The following is a 20,244-nucleotide window of genomic DNA, read 5'->3' on the forward strand; positions in this document are numbered from 1 at the left end:
GGAATGTGGGGCCCGGCCTTTGGGTACTGCCACTGCTTACTTGGTCGGCAGGAACGCCACTGCTCAGTTGGTCGGCAGGAACGCCTCGTCCAAGATCTCCTGCTGCTCCACCGCGTGCACCTTGCTCGATCCCGAAGAGGGAGCGGACATCGGACGACGCGAGATGCGCTTGATGCCGGTCAAGGTCTCCGGCAGAAGATCCGGCAGAGCCAGTCCGAGGAACGGCCACGCACCCTGGTTTGCGGGCTCTTCCTGAACCCAACGGAACTGATCCGCATTCGGGTAACGGTCCAGGGTCTCCTTGAGACGACGCTTCGGCACGGGGTAGAGCTGCTCCATGCGCACGATTGCGATGTCGTCACGCTCGTCCTTGTGCTTCTTCGCCAGAAGCTCCCAGTACAGCTTGCCGCTGACCAGCAGAACCCGCTTGACCGATTCGCGGGCGCTTTCGCCGCTCTCGAATGCAGGCTCCTCGAAGACGGAACGGAACTTGCCCGTCGTGAAGTCCTCGACGTTGCTGACTGCAGCCTTGTTACGCAGCATCGACTTGGGCGTGAAGACCACCAGCGGACGGCGGATGCCGTCGAGGTGATGGCGACGCAGCAGGTGGAAGTAGCTGGCCGGAGTCGACGGAACCGCGACGGTCATCGAGCCTTCTGCACACAGCTGAAGGAAACGCTCGATGCGACCGGAGGTGTGGTCCGGACCCTGACCCTCGTGACCGTGTGGCAGGAGCAGCACGACGTCGGAGAGCTGACCCCACTTGGCCTCACCCGAAGAGATGAACTCGTCGATGATGGTCTGCGCGCCGTTGACGAAGTCACCGAACTGCGCTTCCCACAGGACCAGAGCGTCGGGGTTACCCACCGAGTATCCGTACTCGAAGCCCAGACCTGCGTACTCGGTGAGTGCGGAGTCGTAGACCATGAACTTGCCGCCGTTTTCGGCGTCGGCAGCGATCTTGGCGATCGGGCTGTACTCGTTGCCGGTCTTGCGGTCGATGAGGACCGAGTGACGCTGCGTGAACGTTCCACGCTTGGAGTCCTGACCGGCGAGGCGGATCAAGGCACCCTGCTCGGCCAACGAGCCGAACGCGAGCAATTCTGCGAACGCCCAGTCGACATGTCCCTCACGGGCCATTTCGCGGCGCTTCTCGGCAACCGGCTTGACGCGCGGGTGAACGGTGAAGCCGTCGGGGACGTTGACGAACGCATCACCGATGCGCTCGAGGACCTCGGGAGCGACAGCCGTGGTCAGGCGAGCCGGGGGAGTCTGGTCGAGTTCGACGGACTCGGACGGTTCGGGCTGGAACTTCTCGAGTTCACGGACCTCGTTGAAGACCCGTTCGAGCTGGCCCTGGTAGTCGCGAAGTGCGTCTTCGGCTTCCTTGAGCGAGATGTCACCGCGGCCGATGAGGGACTCGGTGTAGCTCTTACGAACGCTGCGCTTGGTGTCGATGACGTCGTACATCGCCGGCTGGGTCATCGACGGATCGTCGCCCTCGTTGTGACCGCGGCGGCGGTAGCAGATGAGGTCGATGACGACGTCCTTGCCGAACTTCTCACGGAAGTCGACGGCCAGCTGAGCAACCCAGACGCACGCCTCGGGGTCGTCGCCGTTGACGTGGAAGACCGGCGCGGCGATCATCTTCGCGACGTCGGTGCAGTACTCGGACGAGCGTGAATGTTCCGGCGCGGTGGTGAAGCCGACCTGGTTGTTCACGACGATGTGTACGGTGCCGCCGGTGCGGTAGCCGCGAAGCAGCGAGAGGTTCAGCGTCTCGGCGACAACGCCCTGACCGGCGAATGCAGCGTCACCGTGCAGCATGAGCGGCAGGACGGTGAAGCCTTCTTCGCCCTTGTCGAGGATGTCCTGCTTTGCGCGGACCAGGCCTTCGAGAACCGGGTCGACGGCCTCGAGGTGAGACGGGTTGGCGGTCAAGGAGACAGCGATGTCGTTGTCACCGAACATCTGGATGTACGTTCCGCTGGCGCCCAGGTGGTACTTCACGTCGCCGGAGCCGTGAGCGGCTGCCGGGTTCATGTTGCCCTCGAACTCCGTGAAGATCTTGGAGTACGGCTTGCCGACGATGTTGGCAAGCACGTTGAGACGGCCACGGTGCGGCATTCCGATGACGACCTCGTCGAGCTGGTGCTCGGCGGCCTGGTCGATCACGGCGTCCATCATCGGGATGACGGCTTCGGCGCCTTCGAGCGAGAAGCGCTTCTGGCCGACGTACTTGGTCTGCAGGAACGTCTCGAAGGCCTCGGCGGCGTTGAGCTTGCTCAGGATGTACTTCTGCTGAGCGACCGAAGGCTTGGCGTGATGGCCCTCGACGCGGTCCTGGATCCACTGACGCTGATCCGTCTCGAGGATGTGCGTGTACTCGACGCCGACGTGGCGGCAGTACGCGTCGCGCAGCACGCTCAACACGTCGCGCAGCTTCATCTTCTCTTGGCCGTGGAAGCCGCCGACCTTGAACTCGCGGTCCAGATCCCACAACGTCAGGCCGTGGCTGATGACGTCGAGGTCGGGGTGGCTGTGGAACTTGTCCTTGACGAACTGCAACGGGTCCGTGTCGGCCATGAGGTGGCCGCGGTCACGGTATGCAGCGATCAGTTCGAGAACACGGGTGTTCTTGTCGACAGCGCCTTCCGGCACGTCCTTGCGCCAACGCACCGGCTCGTACGGGTTGCCGAGCGCGTGGAAGATCTCGTCGTAGAACTCGTCGCTGATCAGCAGGTTGTGGATCGTGCGCAGGAAATCGCCCGACTCGGCACCCTGGATGATGCGGTGATCGTAGGTCGAGGTGAGGGTCATCAACTTGCCGACGCCCATCTCGGCCAGCTTCTCGTCGCTGGCGCCCTGGAACTCGGCGGGGTATTCCATCGCGCCGGCACCGATGATGGCGCCCTGGCCCTTCATCAGGCGAGGAACGGAGTGAACCGTGCCGATGCCGCCCGGGTTGGTCAGCGAAATGGTGACGCCGGTGAAGTCTTCGCCGGTGAGCTTGCCTTCACGGGCGCGTCGGACGATGTCCTCGTACGCCGCGTGGAACTGGACGAAGTTCATCGACTCGGTGTTCCGGATGGCGGCAACAACCAGTGAGCGGTTGCCGTCCTTGCCGGGAAGGTCGATCGCGAGTCCGAGATTGGTGTGCTCGGGGGTGACCGCGTTCGGCTTGCCGTCGATTTCGGCGAAGTGCCGGTTCATGTTGGGGAACGCGTTGACTGCCTGGACGATCGCGTAACCCAGGAGGTGGGTGAACGAGATCTTGCCGCCGCGGGTACGGGCGAGGTGGTTGTTGATGACGATGCGGTTGTCGAACATCAGCTTCGCGGGGATGGCACGCACGCTGGTTGCTGTCGGAATCTCGAGCGAGAGCGACATGTTCTTGACGACCGCTGCTGCGGCGCCGCGGAGAACCTTGGTTTCCTCGGCTCCGCCGGCGGGAGCGGGCTTCGCGGGAGCGGCCGCGGGCTTGGCTGCTGCAGGCTTGGCCGGGGCGGCCTTCGCGGCGGGCGCTGCCGTCTTCGCGGGGGCCGGTGCGGCAGCCTTGGCAGGCGGCGCAGGAGGTGCGGTCTTGGGGGCGGGAGGCGTGGCTTTGGGAGCAGCAGGCGGAGCTACAACAGCGGCGGGTGCAGCCGCGTTGCCGTTCGAGGCAGTCCCGTTTCCACCTCCCGTGTTCGCCGAGTCCGGCGAGTAATCGGTCAAGAATTCGTGCCAACTGGGATCCACGGACGACGGATCGTCCTGGAAGCGTTGGTACATCTCGTCAACCAGCCACTGGTTCTGTCCGAATTGGGATGTAGAACTGCTGCTCACGGCAGGTGTTCGCCTCGTTTCTATTTCGGTACCCGATCAGAGCGCCTATATACATGAGATTAGCCCGAGCTTGTGACGAGCAATTGTGCGGCACACAATTTGTGAGCTGTCTCACGGAAGTCCGTGATCTTGCGATCGCGCACTACCTCTCGGCGGTACAAATCCGTGCCGACTGTCACGCGACGGGGTTGCCTTCGATGACAGTTCTCGACGTCAGATTATTCCCCTCACGCGCCTGCGATGCATCCCAGAGTCCCGAGTAGTGACCACCGGCATACCGCAGAACATCGTGCGGGCCGTATTCAACGATACGTCCCCGGTCAACTACGACAACGAGGTCCGCTCGGGCAGCTGTCGCGAGGCGGTGAGCTACGACGACGGAAGTCCGTTTCCGGGTGACCGACCGACTTGCTTCGAGCACCATTCGTTCGGTCGCGGGATCGAGCGTCGCGGTCGCCTCGTCGAGGAGCAGAAGGTCCGGGTCGACCAGTTCGGCACGGGCCAATGCGATCAGTTGGCGTTGGCCCGCCGAGAGCCCCTGGCCGCGCTCGCCGACGGGATGATTCATGCCTCCACGCATGTCGGCTATCGAATTCAGTGCGCCGACGGAACGCGCCGCTTCCTCGATCTCCGCGTGCGACGCCGACGGCCTCCCGTACGCGATGTTGTCGGCGACCGTGCCGGTGAACAGATGCGCCTCTTGCGGGACCACGCCGAGGCGGCGTCGGTACTGCGAGAGGTGGAAGTTCCGGATGTCGGTTCCGTCCACGTCGACGGATCCGGACGTCGGGTCGTAGAAGCGGGCGAGCAACTTCACCACCGTCGACTTCCCGGCACCGGTTCTGCCGACGAGGGCAACCGTCGTGCCCGGCGGAATCTGCAGATCGAAATCGGAGAGGGCGTCGACGTCCGCACCCGAGTACCGGAACCCGACCCCGTCGAGATGGACGGCGCCGTCGAGCCGTCCGGAGATCGCGATCAGATCCTCGCTGTCGGCTGTTTCGATCGAACTCCGAGTACGCAGAAGGTCACCGATTCGTTGCAATCCGACGTTTGCCTGTTGGTAACCATCGAACACTTGTGAGAGTTGCTGAATCGGTCCGAACAGCAGTCCCAGGTAGAGCACGAAAGCGATCAGTACGCCGGGTGACGTCGACCCGTTGGCGATCTGGTGCGCGCCGACGAACACCACTGCGGCCAACGCGAGGTCGGACAGGAACGAGATGAACGGGAAGTAGATCGAAATGGCTCGCTGCGACCGCATCCGCGATCGGCGGTAGCTTTCGGAGCGTTCTGCGAACCTACGCGCCGCACCTTCTTCGCGGCGGTAGGCCTGAGCCGCTCGCAGACCGGCGATGTTCTCCTGGAAGTCGGCATTGACGAGCGAGATCCGTTCGCGGGACTGGCTGTAGGCAACCGAGGAGATCTTGCGGAAGATCACGGTCGCAACCACGAGCGGTGGGATGACGGCCAGCGCCACCAGTCCGAGCGTCACGTCGGTCGCCAGGAGTGCGATCGAAATTCCGCCGACGGTCAGAACGCTCACGATCGCCGTCGACATGCCGGTTTGGATGAACGACGACAGCGCGTCGACGTCGGTGGTCATGCGCGTCATGATGCGCCCGGACAATTCACGTTCGTAGTAGTCCAGGCCCAGGCGCTGCAGGTGTGCATAGCTGCGTACGCGGAGCCCGAACAACACGCGTTCGCCGGCCCGGGCGGTGAGCACCGTCATGACCGCGACGACGACCCAGTCCGCGGCGACCAGGAGCGCGCCGAATGCCGTCGCTATCCAGAGCGTGCTGCTGTCCGCGGTCACGACTCCGTGGTCGATCGCGTATCTGACGAGGGAGGGAAATGCGATCGCCGCTGCGGAGTCCAGCGCAAGGCACACGACAACCGCCAGTAGAACCCAGCGGACCGGCGTCAAGATCTGTCGGAGTGAGAACTGTGGATTCGATTCGCGCAGGCTCTCAGGAGCGATTCCGGGGTCTTCGCGTGCGGGTGGGAGAGCGTCGACTGCTGCCCGCAGGGACGGCGTCACCGCGATTCCGCTGAGCGCTCCGGCCATCGGTCCGCCCGCACCCTGCGTCGTAGCGGCTGTGCTGTCGGCTTCGGATTCCGGTGCCTGCGGCCACAACTGCTCGGTTGTCGGCTCGCTGCGGTCACGTCCGAAAGCATCGGAGTCGACGTCGTCGAGTTCGGCCGGTAGTTCCGGCGGCGAGGAGAACAGGGCACGAAAGAGCGGACATCGCGCTTCCAGTTCGTCCACGGTTCCGGAGTCGATGATCCGTCCGCCGTCGAGAACCGCGACCCGGTCTGCGAGCGTCAGGGTGGACCGCCGGTGAGCGAGGATGAGCGTGGTCTGGCGCCGTCTGGCCCGGAACGCGTCGAAGATCGCGGCTTCGGTAGCCGCATCGACTGCGGAGGTCGCGTCGTCGAGGACTAGAATCCGTGGGTCGACGAGCAGTGCCCTGGCAAGTGCGATGCGCTGACGCTGGCCGCCCGACAGCGTCAGACCTCGTTCACCGACAACGGTGTCGTATCCGTCCGGGAGTGCCTCGATGAACGAATCTGCCTGTGCCAGTGCTGCTGCGTCGCGGATGTCCTCGTCGGAGGCGTCCTCGCGGCCAAGTGCGATGTTGGCGGCAATGGTGTCCGAGAACAGGAACGGTTCGTCGAAGACGAGGCTGACGGCGGCACGAAGCTGCTCACTGCGCAGTTCGCCGATGGGGAACGTCTCGCCGGCGGTATCGACTGTCACCGCACCCGAAGTCGGTGCGTAGAACCGCGGGAGAAGCAAGGACAACGCGGTCTTGCCCGACGCGGCCGGACCCACGACGGCGACGGTCTCGCCCGGTTCTATGCGGAGGTTCAGCCCGGTCAGGACGTCGCGTTCGGTGTCGAATCCGAATGCCACGTCGTCGAAGGTGACTCCGAGAGGACCGTCGGGCAGGTCCACCGGATGGTCTGGATCGGCGATGTCCGGCTGAGCGTTGATGACGTCGTAGACACGCTCTACAGCGGCGCGCGCCAGCTGCGCCATGACGATGACCGACGACAGAGTTCGGGTGACTCCGGTCATCGTCACGATGTAGGTGGCGAACGCGAGAAACGTTCCCACGGTGATCTTGTCGTGCAGTGCGAGATACCCGCCGAGAGCGATCACTCCCACCTGCCCGAGCTGGGGCAAGGCGGCCATGGTTGGCGCGAATTTCGCGTTCAACCACGCGGCGCGAAGGCGCTCGGAGTACAGCGTGCGGCTATGTTCCTCCAGCTGGTCGACGGCTCGTTGTTCCTGCCCGAATCCCTTGACGACGCGAACGCCGGTGACGGTTTCCTCGACGTGTTGGGCGAGGTCGGCGGCACGCTGCTGCGCGGACCATGTTGCGGCGAAGAGCATCGGTCGCATCAGGAACACCACCAGCCCTACTGCTGGGATGACGGCGACAGCGACGAGAGTCAACAGCGGCGAGAGCCACGCCATGATGCCGATCGCCAGCACGAATTGCAGGAGCGCTCCCGCGGACATCGGCACCATCGCGAGCAAACCCTGGACGAGCTGCAGATCCGTGATGGACCGGGAGACCACCTGGCCTGTGCGGATCTGATCCTGCCCTCGTCCGTCGAGGCGTTGCAGCGAACCGAGCAGGGCGAGCCGCAAGTCGTGTTGAACGTCGAGCGAGAGTCGGCCGGCAAGCATCCGTCGGCCGTACTGGCACGCGAAGCGGACGATCGCGAGTAACGCGATCGCCAACGCGACGAACCCGATCACCTTGCCCGGGTTCTCCTGGCTTGCGGCGTCGAGCGCATAGCGGGTCAGGAGAGGAAACGAGATGTCGATCGCAGAGGCGATGACCGTAACGAGTAGCGCGCCGATCGCAACTCTTCGGTGCAACCAGCATGCGTGGGCCAAGCGTCGGATCCAGCCCGGAGCTCGATCCACCTCTCCAGCTACCGGACTGTCCGTGTTGATCGTGTTCATCGAGATCCACGGTAGACCCGGCCCCAGACAGCTTTTTCAGGTGATGTCGCGGGTCCTGGTCCGTAGCCAACCGAGCCCACAGAACAGAACTACCCAAGCGGCCAGCATCATCGGGCCGCTCGGCCAGGACGCAAACGCGTCGACGTCGATCGACGGGGCCGCATTGACGATCGTGCCGATCGTGGCCGATACCGGAAGCGCGGCCCCGATCCCACCGAGATCCATCGCGAGCAGCACGGCGCGGACGATCCATTCACCGAAGACGAACCACAGGATGACCGAGAGGGCACCGGCCATCGACGAACCGGTGAGCAGGGCCACCCCGGCGCCGAGTAGTGCCCACAGCGCACACGCCAGAATGCCTGCGGCGCAGATGGCGAAGAGATCGGTGGTGAAGCTGAAGTCCCGGCCGAAGAGCAACATCGCGCCGATGCTGACTACTTCGACCGCCAGTGCGTAGCCGACGGCGAATACCGCGACGACGGCAAGCTTTGCGCCGAGAACTCCGTCGCGGCCGCGAGCTGTGAGGAACGTTGTGGTGAGAGTCTTGTAGCCGAATTCGGATCCGGCGGTGAGCGCTCCGAAGACGGCCGCGAACACCAGGACAAGCGTGTTGGAGACACCGAGGCTGACGCCGGTGGACACGACATCGACGTCGAAAGTGGTGTCGGCCGAATCGGCCACAACTTCGACGAACGTCCGAGTCGAGGCAGCAATCAGCACGGCCACGACCACCGGTGCGATGGCCAGTGCCCACCAGTAGCGCAAGGTGAGAACTTTGAGTGTCTCCGCGCGCACGAGCGTGGTCATCTGTGTCCTCCGGAAGGTCCGTATGCGGCAGGGCCGTAATAGCCCGGTCCGGAACCGGGACCGGGTGGGCGGTGGTATCCGACCTGGGGAACCGCGTACTGCGGTGTTGTCATCGCGAGGAACAGTTGCTCGAGATCTGCGCCTTCGGTCGCGACACCGAAGATCGTGACACCGGCCGCCGACGCCACCGGTGGGAGCACCGACGTGTCGGTGCCGCCCACGGCGAGCCGTCCGTCCTGCGTGATCTGGGCGTCGATGATTCCCCGAGCGGCCAGTGCCGTGGCGAGGAGCGCTGGGTTGGAACACGAGACGAGCAGTCGACTGCGCTGGGAGCGACGAAGTTCGTCCATGGTCCCTTGGTAGACGAGTGAGCCGGCGCTGACGATGACCACGCTGTCGACGGTCGCTTCCACTTCACGAAGCGCGTGACTCGAGATCAGAACCGTTCGGCCGGAACCGGCGAAGGTCTGCAGGAACTGACGTAGCCACGCCATGCCCTCGGGGTCGAGTCCGTTCGCGGGTTCGTCGAGCACGAGGATCTCGGGATCACCGAGCATCGCGGTGGCAAGGATCAGGCGTTGGCGCATCCCGAGCGAGAAGGTGCCGGTCTTGTGGGCTCCGACCGAACTCAGACCGACCATGTCCAGCACCTGCGCCGCGCGCTGAGTCGGCATGCCGATAGCGGCCGCGTAGATCTCGAGGTGTCCGAGCGCCGTTCGTTTCGGATGGAGACTGCCGACGTCGAGTACTGCGCCGACGGTCCGGGCCGGGTTGGGCAGCAAACGCATCGGGGTGCCGTTGATCGTGGCCGATCCCGACGTCGGTGACACCAGTCCGAGGAGCATCCGCAACGTGGTCGTCTTGCCCGAACCGTTCGGGCCGAGAAACCCGGTGATCGAGCCCGCCTGAACGTCGAAGCTCAGGTCGTTGACCGCGCGCGCCGCTTTGAACGTCTTCGTCAACCCACGAATTTCGATGGGGGCAGAGAAGGATCCCATTGCGGTGTTCGTCAATGCTGCTCCCGGGTCGGCGGCGAATACGTGATGCGAGCCTACGGCCCGGACGGCTATCTGCGGATGGCCCGGCGTGTCTCCGTCTGGGGAAGCACTGCGGCATCGTCGGCAGGCATCACGATCAGGTGATCGGTCCACCTGGCCGGTGCCGGTCCGAAGGCTTCGCGCGCATTCTTGACGACGCCCTTGCCGATGGCACGGTTACCCGCACCGCCGATGACCGCACCGATTCCGGCGGGAACGAGCTTGCCGAGGATCAGTGCGCTGCGCTTGGCGGCGTACTTGGTCACGAATTTCCGCACGAGGGTGCTGTTCATTCCCCTCATCGTGGGTCCGGGAATCTTGCTCGTGATTGCCGTTCCCCAGTTCTTGGCCGTGATCCCGGTGGCCTTCTGGACGATCTCCATGCCGGATTCGCCGAGTGCGACTGCCAGGACCAGGGCGCGTCGTTGCTGATGATCCTGCACGGAGATTCCGTGCACAGACGCGATTGCCAATGTGAGCAGCGCCGACGCTTCGAGGAAGAAAGCCGATTCCGCACCGACTGCAGCGATGGACGCGACTGTTCCGACGCCCGGCACCGCGGCCGTGGCGCCGACGGCACTGCCGCTTCCGGTCACGGCGAGAATGAACATCTTCTCCATCCGCTCGACGATCTGAGCAGGTGACTCGTCGGGGTGCGCCTTACGGACGTGGTTGACGTATTTGGCCACTGCGGGCGCTTGCAGGCGGCTTCCGTTGTCGAGAACGGAAACGAGGACCTTCTCGATACGCCCGCTGTCGTTGTTCGTCGACTTGCTCATTGCTGCCCCTCCACAGTTGTCCTCCTCTGAAGCGAGGTGGACCGTATCTCGAGAATAGGTGAAGTTTTCGGTAGCGGCGGTGATCGCAGGGGCCATAGGCTCGTACGAGACTCGGTTTTCTTCGTGAGTTTTCCCAGGCAGGAGTTCGAGTGTTATGACCGCCACTTCGGAATCTCGTTCGACGACCATCTGGCCGACACTGCGCTACCTCGACGCCCGGGCTGCAATCCACTTTCTGGTGAGCACCTTCGGTTTCGTGGAGAAGGTCGTCTACGGCGAGGGAGACGTGGTGGACCACGCCCAACTCGACTGGCCGGGCGGTGGCGGCATCATGCTGGGTTCGCCGCGCACCGATTCGGCGATCGCCGGCCTGCCGCCTGGAATCGGTTCGGTGTACATCGTCGTGGACGACGCGGACGCAGCTGATGCACTCCACGAACGCGCTGTCGCGGCGGGCGCCACGATCACGCAGGGATTGCGCGACGAGGACTACGGTTCGCGGGGGTTCACCTGCCGTGATCCCGAAGGTGTGTACTGGAGTTTCGGCACGTACGCAGGGGAGTAGCCGCCGCGACCTATCTGGTGGCCCAGTGCTCTGCTGGAACCACTTCCGAGGGGATGGGCGGGTGAGGCGGTGTGCCGTCCCCGAACGGTCGGCCACCCAACTGTTCGCGGCCGTGCGGTTCGAGCCAGTGCGTCAATTCCGGTCCCTTGGGCACGATTCCGGAGGGATTGATCTCGGAATGCACGATGTAGTAGTGCGCTTTGATCTGTGTGAAGTCGATGGTGTCACCGAATCCGGGAGTCTGGAACAGATCGCGTGCGTAGTCCCACAGCACCGGCATCTCGCTGAGTTTGCTTCTGTTGCACTTGAAGTGGCCGTGATAGACGGGATCGAATCGCGCCAGCGTGGTGAACAGGCGCACATCGGCCTCGGTGATGGTGTCTCCCACCAGGAAGCGTTGCCGGGCAAGACGTTCGGTGAGCCAGTCGAGGCGGGCGAACAGCGTGTCGTATGCCTCGTCGTACGCCTGCTGTGAACCGGCGAAACCGCAGCGGTAGACGCCGTTGTTGACGTCGCGGAACACGTACTCGGCCACTTCGTCGATTTCGTTTCGCAGAGGCTCCGGGTACAGATCCGGTGCGCCTTCGCGGTGGTACTTCTTCCATTGCGTCGAGAAGTCGAGGGTGATCTGTGGGTAGTCGTTCGTGACCACCTTGCCCGTCGCGATCTCCACCATGGCGGGCACCGTGATTCCCCTGGGGTATTCGGGATCTCGGGCGAAGTACGCGTCCTGTAGTCGCGGGATCTTCAGTACGGGATCGACGCCGCCCGGGTCGAGATCGAAAGTCCAGCTTCGCTTGTCGTGAACCGGACCGCAGATGCCCATCGACAGTACGTCTTCGAGGCCGAGTAGACGGCGGACGATGATGGCGCGGTTTGCCCACGGGCAGGCACGTGCCACGATCAACCGGTATCGCCCCGGTTCGACGGGGTAACCGTCGCGACCGTCCTCGGTGATCCGGGTCGGGATGTAGTTGGTGTCGCGTTTGAATTCACGACCCTCTTCGACGAATGTCGGTTCGCTCGCGCCGTCTTCCGTACTCATCTGCGGTCCCTCTCGTTCGAGTGTCATTTCGAGTGTCAACTGGGCAGGTGCACGTGTACCCGAGCGTATGCCCCCAGAACGTCGAATTTGGCTTTACGTGGAAGCGTCGCGGCGATCGCGCTGCCGCGACCCGTGCGTAGCTGCGGGATCAACCCGGAATCGAGAGCGTCCTCCGCAGCGAGACGCGTTACTGCGCAGCCGATTCCGTGACGGCGATGCGCAGGAGCAGTCAGGGTCGTGAGATCTGCCACGAATCCCTGAAATTCGGAGTACGCCGCGCATCCGAGCACCTCGGTGGAATCGGTGACGGCGGTGAACCATCGCGTCCGGTTCCCGAGGTCGGCCGTGGTGCTGTCGTCGGGTGGGCACAGCGCAGCGACGGCGAGGGCGTCGTCGACCTCGTGGGAAATCAGCAGTTGCTCGTCGGGTGGCGCGTCCGTGTAGTCGCCGAGGAAAGCGAGATCGACGGGACCGGTGATTCGGCCGCCGTGATCGCCGGCGATCTCGAGGAGACGCGCCGGTTGCAGTAGTGCGTCGACGGAGATGTCCTCTGCGCGCTCGATGAACCACTGTGGCCCGACGATCGCACCGGAGCCTGCCAGATCGAGAACGTGGATGTCGTCCCCGACGACCCGGGCCGTGTGCGCCGGACGCAGTGCCGAGTCGCCGAGTCCCAGCTCACGCGCCCAGGCAAGTCGGATGATGTCGAGGTGATGATCGTCCACTCGCTACAGGCTAGTCCGATTCGAACGGGTTGATCGAGACGGACGGAGGTCGTATATTCCATGTGGACTATTTCGGGTGGAATAGTCAAGAAATGGTCAATTAGGCTTCGTCAGGCAACTGCGGCTTGTCAGGGAGGGGGACTCATGGGTGACGTGTCACTGACGCCTTTGGGAATCACCGTGCTGGGCCTGCTGTCCGAGCGTTCGATGCACCCGTACGAGATGTACCAACTCGCCTCGGTGCGGCGGGGCGATCAGCTGGTGAAAATCAAGCCGGGATCGCTCTATCACACGGTTTCCCGGTTGGAGAAGCAGGAACTTCTGGCTTCGATCGGGACCGATCGTGAGGGCAACCGCCCGGAGCGGACGACGTACGAGATCACTGCCCGCGGCCGTGATGCCCTCGAACATCAACTACGCGAGATGTTGGCGGTTCCGGTGCGGGAGTATCCGCGGTTGCCGCTCGCTCTTGCCGAGATGCACAACCTCTCCGCATCGACTGCGTGTCAGATGCTTCGGATCCGTCTCGCGCACCTCGACAAGACGATTGCGAAATTCGAGGTCGACTACGAAGCGGTGAAGGCCGCGGAGAAACCACGAATCTTCACGGTGGGCGCGGACTACGCCCACGCACTGACCGTCGCCGAAAGAGAGTGGATCGGCGCGTTGGTGACAGACATCGAGAGCGGCGAAATGCCCTGGCTCTCACAAGAACTTCTCGACCGGCTGGCCGGCTCCGCAGGCTCGTCCGCACTACCTAAGGACTGAAGATGGAAAAGCAGGTCAATCCCTGGCACGCGCTGTGGGCGCTGTGTATCGGGTTCTTCATGATTCTGGTGGACAGCACCATCGTCGCTGTCGCCAACCCCGCGATCATGGAGGACCTCGGCACCGACATCAACAAGGTCGTCTGGGTCACCAGCGCGTACCTGCTGGCGTACGCGGTGCCGCTGCTCGTCACGGGCCGACTCGGTGACAGGTTCGGTCCGAAGAACCTGTACATGATCGGCCTCGTACTGTTCACCGGCGCATCACTGTGGTGCGGTCTGTCCGGCAGCGTCGAGATGCTCATCGTCGCAAGGGCTTTCCAGGGTCTTGGTGCTGCAATGATGACGCCTCAGACGATGGCCGTCATCACACGCACGTTCGCGCCGAACAAGCGTGGCGCCGCAATGGGTCTGTGGGGCGCCGTTGCCGGTGTTGCCACCCTGGTGGGTCCGCTTGCCGGTGGCGTCCTGGTGGACAATCTCGGCTGGGAATGGATCTTCATCGTCAACGTCCCGGTTGGTGTCATCGCCTTCCTGCTCGCGTGGAAGCTCGTTCCGTCGTTGCCGACCAGCGAGCACAAGTTCGACATCCCCGGCGTGATTCTCAGTGCCGCAGGCATGTTCCTTCTGGTGTTCGGAATCCAGGAAGGCAGTTCGTACGACTGGAACGGATTCGTCTGGAGCCTGATCGGCGCCGGTGTGGTGTTGCTCGCGGTGTTCGTGTTCTACCAGTCGCGCAACAAGAACGAACCCTTGCTTCCCTTGGAGCTCTTCAAGGATCGCAACTTCTCACTCGCCAATGTCGCCATCACCGCGATGGGCTTTGCGATCACGTCGATGGTCCTTCCGCTGATGTTCTACACACAGGCAGTTCGTGCCCTCTCCCCGACGCAGTCGGCGTTGCTGCTCGTTCCGATGGCAGTGCTGACCGGTATCTTCGCCCCGATCATCGGCAAGCTCGTCGACAAGACACATCCGCGCTACATCGCCGGCACCGGCTTCCTGCTGTTCGCCGTCGCCTTGGGTTGGCTGGCACTGGTGATGTCTCCCGACGTCGCGATCTGGGAACTGCTCCTGCCGATCGGCCTGATCGGCTTCGCCAACGCGTGCATCTGGTCTCCGCTCGCGGCCACCGCCACACACAACCTGCCTCCGATGCAGGCGGGCGCGGGCGCCGGCGTCTACAACACCACCCGGCAGGTGGGTGCAGTTCTCGGCAGCGCTGCGATCGGCGCTCTGATCACTGCACGATTGGCGGCTCAGGGACTGACCGGCGGCAGTTCGGAAGCCGGCGTGGGTCACCTCCCCGAGTTCGTCCGTGAACCGTTCAGCACGGCGATGTCGGAGTCGATCTGGCTACCTGCGGGTGTGCTGCTCATCGGTTTCGTCGCGTCGGTGTGCTTCGCCCGGCCTTTACGCGGGGACGCGCACGACGACGCGATGGCCGTCAGTGCCGAAGCGCGTCGGGAAACATCACTGCGCGATTGAGATAGTCGCTCGGGTCAAGGGCTCGCTTGATCGCCCACATCGTGGCTATGTCCTGCGCCGAGAGGGCCAGGTCCAGATAGTTGCGTTTGAGCGAGCCCACCCCGTGCTCGGAACTGACGTTTCCGCCGTGATCGCGAACCAGCTCGAGGACACTGCGATACACGGTGTCGGCGTTCGGACAGTTCAGGACGTTGAGGTGGATGTTTCCCTCGGCGACGTGTCCGAACAGGATCGGAATTGCCTCGGGCGCTCGGCTCGCGATCACCGCCGTTGCGTCCTCGGTGAAGGTGGCAAGCGAGTCCAGCGGTAGCGCCGCGTCGAATTTCAGTGGGGGACCGAACAATCCGACCACCTCGGCGAAGCATTCGCGTGCCGCCCACAAGCGCGTCGAGCCGGGGGCGTCGACCGCCACGGCCGGGGTCTGCGGTGGGCCGATGCGTTCGAGCAGCTCGGCCAGGTCTTCCAGCGGATCGTGGGCCGCGGACACCTCGGCGAGGAGGTACCACGGTCGCCCCGTCGGAACCGCGGCGTTCAAATGGCGTGCGGCCAGTTCGAGACCGCGCCCGTCCAACAATTCGAGTGCGTCGACGCCGTCGAGAGCGCGCAACACTCGCCCCGCCTCGACGACGTCCTGGAGTGCGTCGAAACCGATCAGCGACGTCACGCGGTAGGTCGGTATCTTCCGTAATTTCAGGTCGACGGAAGTGACCACCCCTAGAGTTCCTTCGCTACCGACCCACAGCGCGGGCAGGTTGTATCCGGAGTTGTCCGACAGCACTTTCGGTGACCGGCGCACAGTAGTTCCGTCGGGGAGTACCACCTCGAGTCCGAGCACCTGTTCGGCCATGTTCCCGTATCGAACCGTGTGCAGGCCACCGGCATTGGTGGACACCATGCCGCCGATCGTCGCAGTGTCCCGCGAGGCTATGTCGACACCGAACTTCAAACCGGCGGCGGCCGCCGCGGAATGTACCTGCGCGAGTGTCACTCCCGCCCCGACGGTGATCCGCCCGGCGGCAAGATCGACGTCGCCGATCGCCGCGAGGCGTTCGGTGGAGAGCAGGACGTCGTCGTGTTCGGGCACCGTGCCGGCGACCAGGCCCGTTCGCCCGCCCTGAACGGTGACCGGTACACCGCGGGAGCGGCACACGTTCAGCAGTGCAGCGATTTCGGCTGTATCGGCCGGTCGGACCAGGGCGCAGGCACGGCCCGTGTACCGCCCTGTCTGATCGGTGGAACGGGTCGTCAACACGTCGGCGTCGGTGACGACGAACCGGTGTCCCACAACGTCCGCGAGCGCATTTCTCAGACCGTCCACCCGACGATCGTAGGCCGGTTCGATGTGGCAGTGTGGCGGCATGACTGCTCCCGAATCGCATCCCACCCGTCTCGAGCGCTTCACCACCGATGGTGGTGCCGAGGTGGCTGTCCTGACGTTCGCGCACGGACCACTCAATCTGTTCGATCAGGCCATGTTCGACGCGGTCATCGCCGATGTTGCGGCGCTGACCGAAAACCCACCGCGCGCGGTGCTTCTGCGCGCCGAGGGCAAGGTCAACTCGGCCGGCGTCGACGTCCATGTGTTCGACGGCCTCGACCCGGAGCAGGGCGCGGAGTTGTGGCGCCAACTGTTCGCCCAGATCTGCCATCCGCTCGAGGCATTGCCGTGCCCGGTGATCTATGCGGCGCACGGGTTGACGCTGACTGCTGCATTCGAGATCTCCTTGGCTTGCGACATCATCCTCGCGGCGCCCAAGGCGAAGTTCGGACTGGTCGAGACAGTGGTCGGTCTGACGCCGTCCATGGGTGGACCGCAGCGTTTGGCCGAGCGTGCCGGTTCCGGACGGGCTCGGGAGTTGGTCATGACCGGCGATCTCTACGACGCCGTAACCCTGCACTCGTGGGGCGTCGTCAATGCAGTTCACGACGATGTCGATGCTGCGGCGCGTGCCCTGGCGACCAGGTTGGCGGACGGACCCACGCGAGCCCACGACGCCACCAAACAGATCGTCGCGGCCTGGCGTTCCGGCGGGATCGCCCACGCGGATTCGGTGACCCCCGGGGTGTCCGGTGCGCTGTTCGCCACCGATGACCTACGCGGCGCTGTCCGCAGTTTCCTCGACGTCGGACCGGGCAAAGCGGTCTACTCCGGAAAGTAAGTTTGCGACGATTATCGCCAGAGACCTCCACGAACTGTGATCCACGTCATATAGTCGAATGGCCGGTGGGTTGTCAGTGACGTGGAGGTATCGATGCGGTCGACGCTTGTGGAATACCCGTGTTCGAATCAGCTCCTCGCCGACGCCCGCGTCACCCGCGCCGGTGACGGGGTGCTTCGGTACAGCCAACTGGACCCGTCGTTGTCCGAACTACTGGACATCGCCGTCCATCGGTTCTCCTCGCGCGTCGCGGTCGAGGAGGTCGACGGCGAGCAGGTCACCTTCGCGGAGCTGTGGGCCGAGGCGTCGCGGGTCGCGGGAGGGCTGAAGTCGCGAGGCGTCGAGATCGGTGACCGTGTGGCCATTCGTGTCGCCGCTGGGGTGAGATGGATGGAGGCGTGCCTCGGCGTCATCCTCGCCGGCGGCGTTCCGGTCTCCGTCGGTGTGCACTTGAGTGATGACGCGGCGGACTTCGTCATCGCGGACAGTGGTTCGGTGTTGGTGCTCGACGGGGAACTCCCGCACGGTGTTCCGTTCATCGACGACGGCGCCGCCCCGGACGAGATGGCGATCCTCGCGTACACCGCGGATTCTTCGGGCGAGATGCTTGGCGTCGAGTTGAGTAACGAGAACGTGCTTTCTGCCATCGTCGGAATTCTGCACTCGCGTGACTACGGCGTCGAAGGTGTGCGGAATCTGCTGGTGGACAACGACTTCAAGTCGGTGCGGCAGTTCGTGCACGTGCTCGCGACGTTGGTGGTCGGTGGAACGGTGGTCCTCGCCGGGGACTTCTGGCGTGAGAGTGTGCATACCGTCGACATCGTGACCGGGCGGCCCGAGGACTTGCTCGAGCCACGGTTGCTCACGCTCGGACCGGCGGCACGTGCCGGTTCGAGGTCGGTGCAGTGGATCGATTGCAGCGGGTCGCCGATCACGGCCGAACAGGAATCCAAGCTGCTGACTCTGTTCCCGGCCGCTCGGCATGTGATCGGGTGGGGTAAAACCGAAACCTGTGGGGCTGGTCTCATTCTGCCAACCGAGTCGGCGCCCACCCACCTCGGAAGCGTCGGAATCGCTTTCGGTGGAATGGAAGTGGCGTTGTACGGCCCGGATGCGCCAGGTGGTTTCGGCGAGTTGTTGTGCCGTGGACCGAGTGTCACGCGTCGGTATTGGAACTCGCCGCAAGCGACCTCGACGAGGTTCACCCAGGGGTGGTTCTGCACTCACGACACCGCGCAGATCGACCCCGATGGCTTCGTCCGTATTGTCGAACGCAACGTCGCGTAGTCACGCGAGCGTGGTCGACAAACGAGAGGGACATCATGGCGGACGAGGTTCTCACCGAGCGGCGCGGGCGGACACTGATCATCACCATCAACCGGCCCGAGGCGCGTAACGCCATCAACTCGGCGGTCAGTCACGCGTTGGCCGCCGCGGTCGAAGAGCTCGATGCGGACGACGATCTGTCCTTGGCCGTGCTGACAGGAGCCGGCGGAAACTTCTGTGCCGGTATGGATCTGAAGGCATTCGTGGCCGGCGAGAACGTCCTCGTGCCGGGACGCGGTCTCGGATTCACGGAAGGGCCACCGCGTAAGCCGATCATTTCGGCGGTCGAGGGCTTCGCGTTGGCAGGCGGCACGGAACTCGTGCTTGCCACCGACCTGGTGGTGGCGTCGTCCGAAGCGAAGTTCGGTATCCCGGAGGTCAAGCGAGGACTGGTTGCAGGTGGCGGCGGATTGTTGCGCCTGCCCAAGCGGATTCCGTACCAGAAGGCTCTGGAACTGGCGCTGACCGGCGACAGTTTCACCGCCGAGGAGGCATACCGCTACGGCTTCGTGAACACGTTGACCGAACCGGGCAAGGCGCTCGACGGCGCACTGGAGCTGGCTGATCGAGTCACCCGCAACGGACCGCTCGCGGTAGCGGTCACCAAGGAGATCATCGTCAAGGCCGGCGGTTGGTCCGACGATGAAGCTTTCGCGAAGCAGTTGCAGGTCATGGCGCCGGTATTCGCATCCGAAGATGCACGCGAGGGTGCGACGGCGTTCGCCGAGAAGCGCGCCCCGGTCTGGAAGGGGCGGTAACACCGACATGGCTACACCTGTCGCAGAACTGCACATGCACATCGAGGGTTCTCTGGAGCCCGAACAGATTTACCGACTTGCCGAGCGCAATCGAATGGATCTGCCGTACAAGGACATCGACGATCTGAAGTCGAGGTACGAGTTCACCGACTTGCAGTCGTTCCTCGATCTCTACTTCGCCAACATGGCCGTCCTGCGCACCGCGGAGGATTTTGCCGACCTGACGCGAGCGTACTTCCGCCGGGCGGCTGCGGCCGGCGTCGCGCATGCCGAGTTCTTCTTCAATCCACAGGCGCACGTAGTCCGTGGTGTTCCGCTGACCGAGGTCCTGGACGGGATCATGGATGCGGTGGCATCGAGCGAGCGCGAGTTCGGGCTCAGCAGCGCGGCAATCGCCGCCATCCTCCGAGATCAGCCCGTCAAGGACGCCGAGGAGATCTTCTCCGAGATAATTCGCCTGCAGGCTCCGATCGTCGGGCTCGGACTCGACTCCGCGGAGGTCGGCAACCCGCCGTCACTGTTCGAGGACGTGTTCGCCCGCGCGCGTGCCGAGGGTTTGCACGTCGTCGCTCACGCCGGCGAGGAGGGACCGCCCGAGTACATCTGGCAGGCGCTCGACATTCTCGGCGCCGAGCGGATCGACCACGGAGTCCGGGCACTCGAGGATCCTGCCCTGATCGAGCGTCTGGTCGACGAGGAGATTCCACTGACGGTCTGCCCATTGTCGAACGTTCGTCTGCGGGTGTTCGATTCGCTGTCGGATCACCCGCTTCGATCGATGCTCGAGATGGGTTTGATCGTCACGGTCAACTCCGACGACCCGGCCTACTTCGGGGGATACGTCGACGACAATTTCACCGAACTGGGCCGAGCCTTGGGTCTGACCGAGGCCGAGCGAGACACCCTCGCCCGGAACTCGATCAAAGCCTCGTTTGCGAGCGATGCGCGAAAAGCGGAACTGCTGCGGCGCTGACC

At 64.1% G+C, this 20,244-nt stretch carries 15 protein-coding genes; 7 read left to right on the top strand and 8 right to left on the bottom strand.

Going from position 1 to position 20,244, the window contains the following annotated elements:
* Positions 1-63: 63 nt before the first annotated feature.
* From FEZ59_RS20445 to FEZ59_RS20465, 5 genes are all read right to left on the bottom strand, one after another.
* Positions 64-3,825, bottom strand: coding sequence for a multifunctional oxoglutarate decarboxylase/oxoglutarate dehydrogenase thiamine pyrophosphate-binding subunit/dihydrolipoyllysine-residue succinyltransferase subunit (locus tag FEZ59_RS20445; protein ID WP_019749330.1), 3,762 nt, complete (start codon positions 3,823-3,825; stop codon positions 64-66).
* 175 nt (positions 3,826-4,000) lie between these two features.
* On the bottom strand, positions 4,001-7,810 hold the full coding sequence (locus FEZ59_RS20450) for an ABC transporter ATP-binding protein (RefSeq protein WP_097387138.1): 3,810 nt from the start codon (positions 7,808-7,810) through the stop codon (positions 4,001-4,003).
* Positions 7,811-7,846: 36 nt separating this feature from the next.
* Positions 7,847-8,620 (bottom strand): ABC transporter permease, encoded by a 774-nt coding sequence (locus FEZ59_RS20455; RefSeq protein ID WP_019749328.1) that lies wholly within the window; start codon positions 8,618-8,620, stop codon positions 7,847-7,849.
* Positions 8,617-9,618, bottom strand: coding sequence for an ATP-binding cassette domain-containing protein (locus tag FEZ59_RS20460; RefSeq protein WP_020723663.1), 1,002 nt, complete (start codon positions 9,616-9,618; stop codon positions 8,617-8,619). The genes FEZ59_RS20455 and FEZ59_RS20460 overlap by 4 nt, the downstream gene beginning before the upstream one ends.
* A gap of 68 nt (positions 9,619-9,686) precedes the next feature.
* Entirely contained in the window at positions 9,687-10,436 is a 750-nt protein-coding gene (locus FEZ59_RS20465) for a hypothetical protein (protein WP_003945111.1), read from the bottom strand.
* Between the two features lie 154 nt (positions 10,437-10,590).
* Here FEZ59_RS20465 and FEZ59_RS20470 point away from each other — a divergent pair, with 154 nt between their 5' ends.
* Positions 10,591-11,001: a VOC family protein gene (locus tag FEZ59_RS20470; protein WP_019749325.1), complete on the top strand. Its 411-nt coding sequence runs from the start codon at positions 10,591-10,593 to the stop codon at positions 10,999-11,001.
* A 10-nt stretch (positions 11,002-11,011) separates the two neighbouring features.
* Here FEZ59_RS20470 and FEZ59_RS20475 read toward each other — a convergent pair whose 3' ends face one another.
* Together FEZ59_RS20475 and FEZ59_RS20480 are read right to left on the bottom strand one after the other, a co-directional pair.
* Positions 11,012-12,046: a glutathione S-transferase C-terminal domain-containing protein gene (locus FEZ59_RS20475; RefSeq protein WP_029255797.1), complete on the bottom strand. Its 1,035-nt coding sequence runs from the start codon at positions 12,044-12,046 to the stop codon at positions 11,012-11,014.
* Between the two features lie 35 nt (positions 12,047-12,081).
* The gene (locus tag FEZ59_RS20480; protein WP_172933093.1) at positions 12,082-12,771 is read right to left on the bottom strand and encodes a GNAT family acetyltransferase; all 690 of its coding nucleotides are present in this window, start codon (positions 12,769-12,771) and stop codon (positions 12,082-12,084) included.
* Positions 12,772-12,915: 144 nt separating this feature from the next.
* Between FEZ59_RS20480 and FEZ59_RS20485 the strand changes: the two genes are divergently transcribed.
* Positions 12,916-13,539, top strand: coding sequence for a PadR family transcriptional regulator (locus FEZ59_RS20485; protein ID WP_019749322.1), 624 nt, complete (start codon positions 12,916-12,918; stop codon positions 13,537-13,539).
* A 2-nt stretch (positions 13,540-13,541) separates the two neighbouring features.
* Positions 13,542-15,026 carry a DHA2 family efflux MFS transporter permease subunit gene (locus FEZ59_RS20490; RefSeq protein WP_172933094.1) on the top strand — a complete coding sequence of 495 codons (1,485 nt, stop codon included), beginning with the start codon at positions 13,542-13,544 and terminating at the stop codon, positions 15,024-15,026.
* Here the strand turns inward: FEZ59_RS20490 and FEZ59_RS20495 are convergent.
* Positions 14,986-16,386: an FAD-binding oxidoreductase gene (locus tag FEZ59_RS20495; protein WP_141488664.1), complete on the bottom strand. Its 1,401-nt coding sequence runs from the start codon at positions 16,384-16,386 to the stop codon at positions 14,986-14,988. The two genes, FEZ59_RS20490 and FEZ59_RS20495, sit on opposite strands and share 41 nt — an antisense overlap.
* Between FEZ59_RS20495 and FEZ59_RS20500 the strand changes: the two genes are divergently transcribed.
* From FEZ59_RS20500 to FEZ59_RS20515, 4 genes are all read left to right on the top strand, one after another.
* Entirely contained in the window at positions 16,385-17,185 is an 801-nt protein-coding gene (locus FEZ59_RS20500) for an enoyl-CoA hydratase/isomerase family protein (RefSeq protein WP_021344976.1), read from the top strand. The two genes, FEZ59_RS20495 and FEZ59_RS20500, sit on opposite strands and share 2 nt — an antisense overlap.
* Before the next feature lie 93 nt (positions 17,186-17,278).
* A complete protein-coding gene (locus FEZ59_RS20505; RefSeq protein WP_031332046.1) occupies positions 17,279-18,472 on the top strand; it encodes an AMP-binding protein in 1,194 nt (397 codons plus the stop codon).
* Between the two features lie 35 nt (positions 18,473-18,507).
* A complete protein-coding gene (locus FEZ59_RS20510) occupies positions 18,508-19,269 on the top strand; it encodes a crotonase/enoyl-CoA hydratase family protein (RefSeq protein WP_172933095.1) in 762 nt (253 codons plus the stop codon).
* Between the two features lie 7 nt (positions 19,270-19,276).
* Entirely contained in the window at positions 19,277-20,242 is a 966-nt protein-coding gene (locus tag FEZ59_RS20515; RefSeq protein ID WP_019749316.1) for an adenosine deaminase, read from the top strand.
* Positions 20,243-20,244 lie beyond the last annotated feature (2 nt).

It is taken from the genome of Rhodococcus sp. MS13 (assembly GCF_013277835.1).
In the GTDB taxonomy this organism is placed as follows: Bacteria; Actinomycetota; Actinomycetes; order Mycobacteriales; family Mycobacteriaceae; genus Rhodococcus_F; species Rhodococcus_F erythropolis.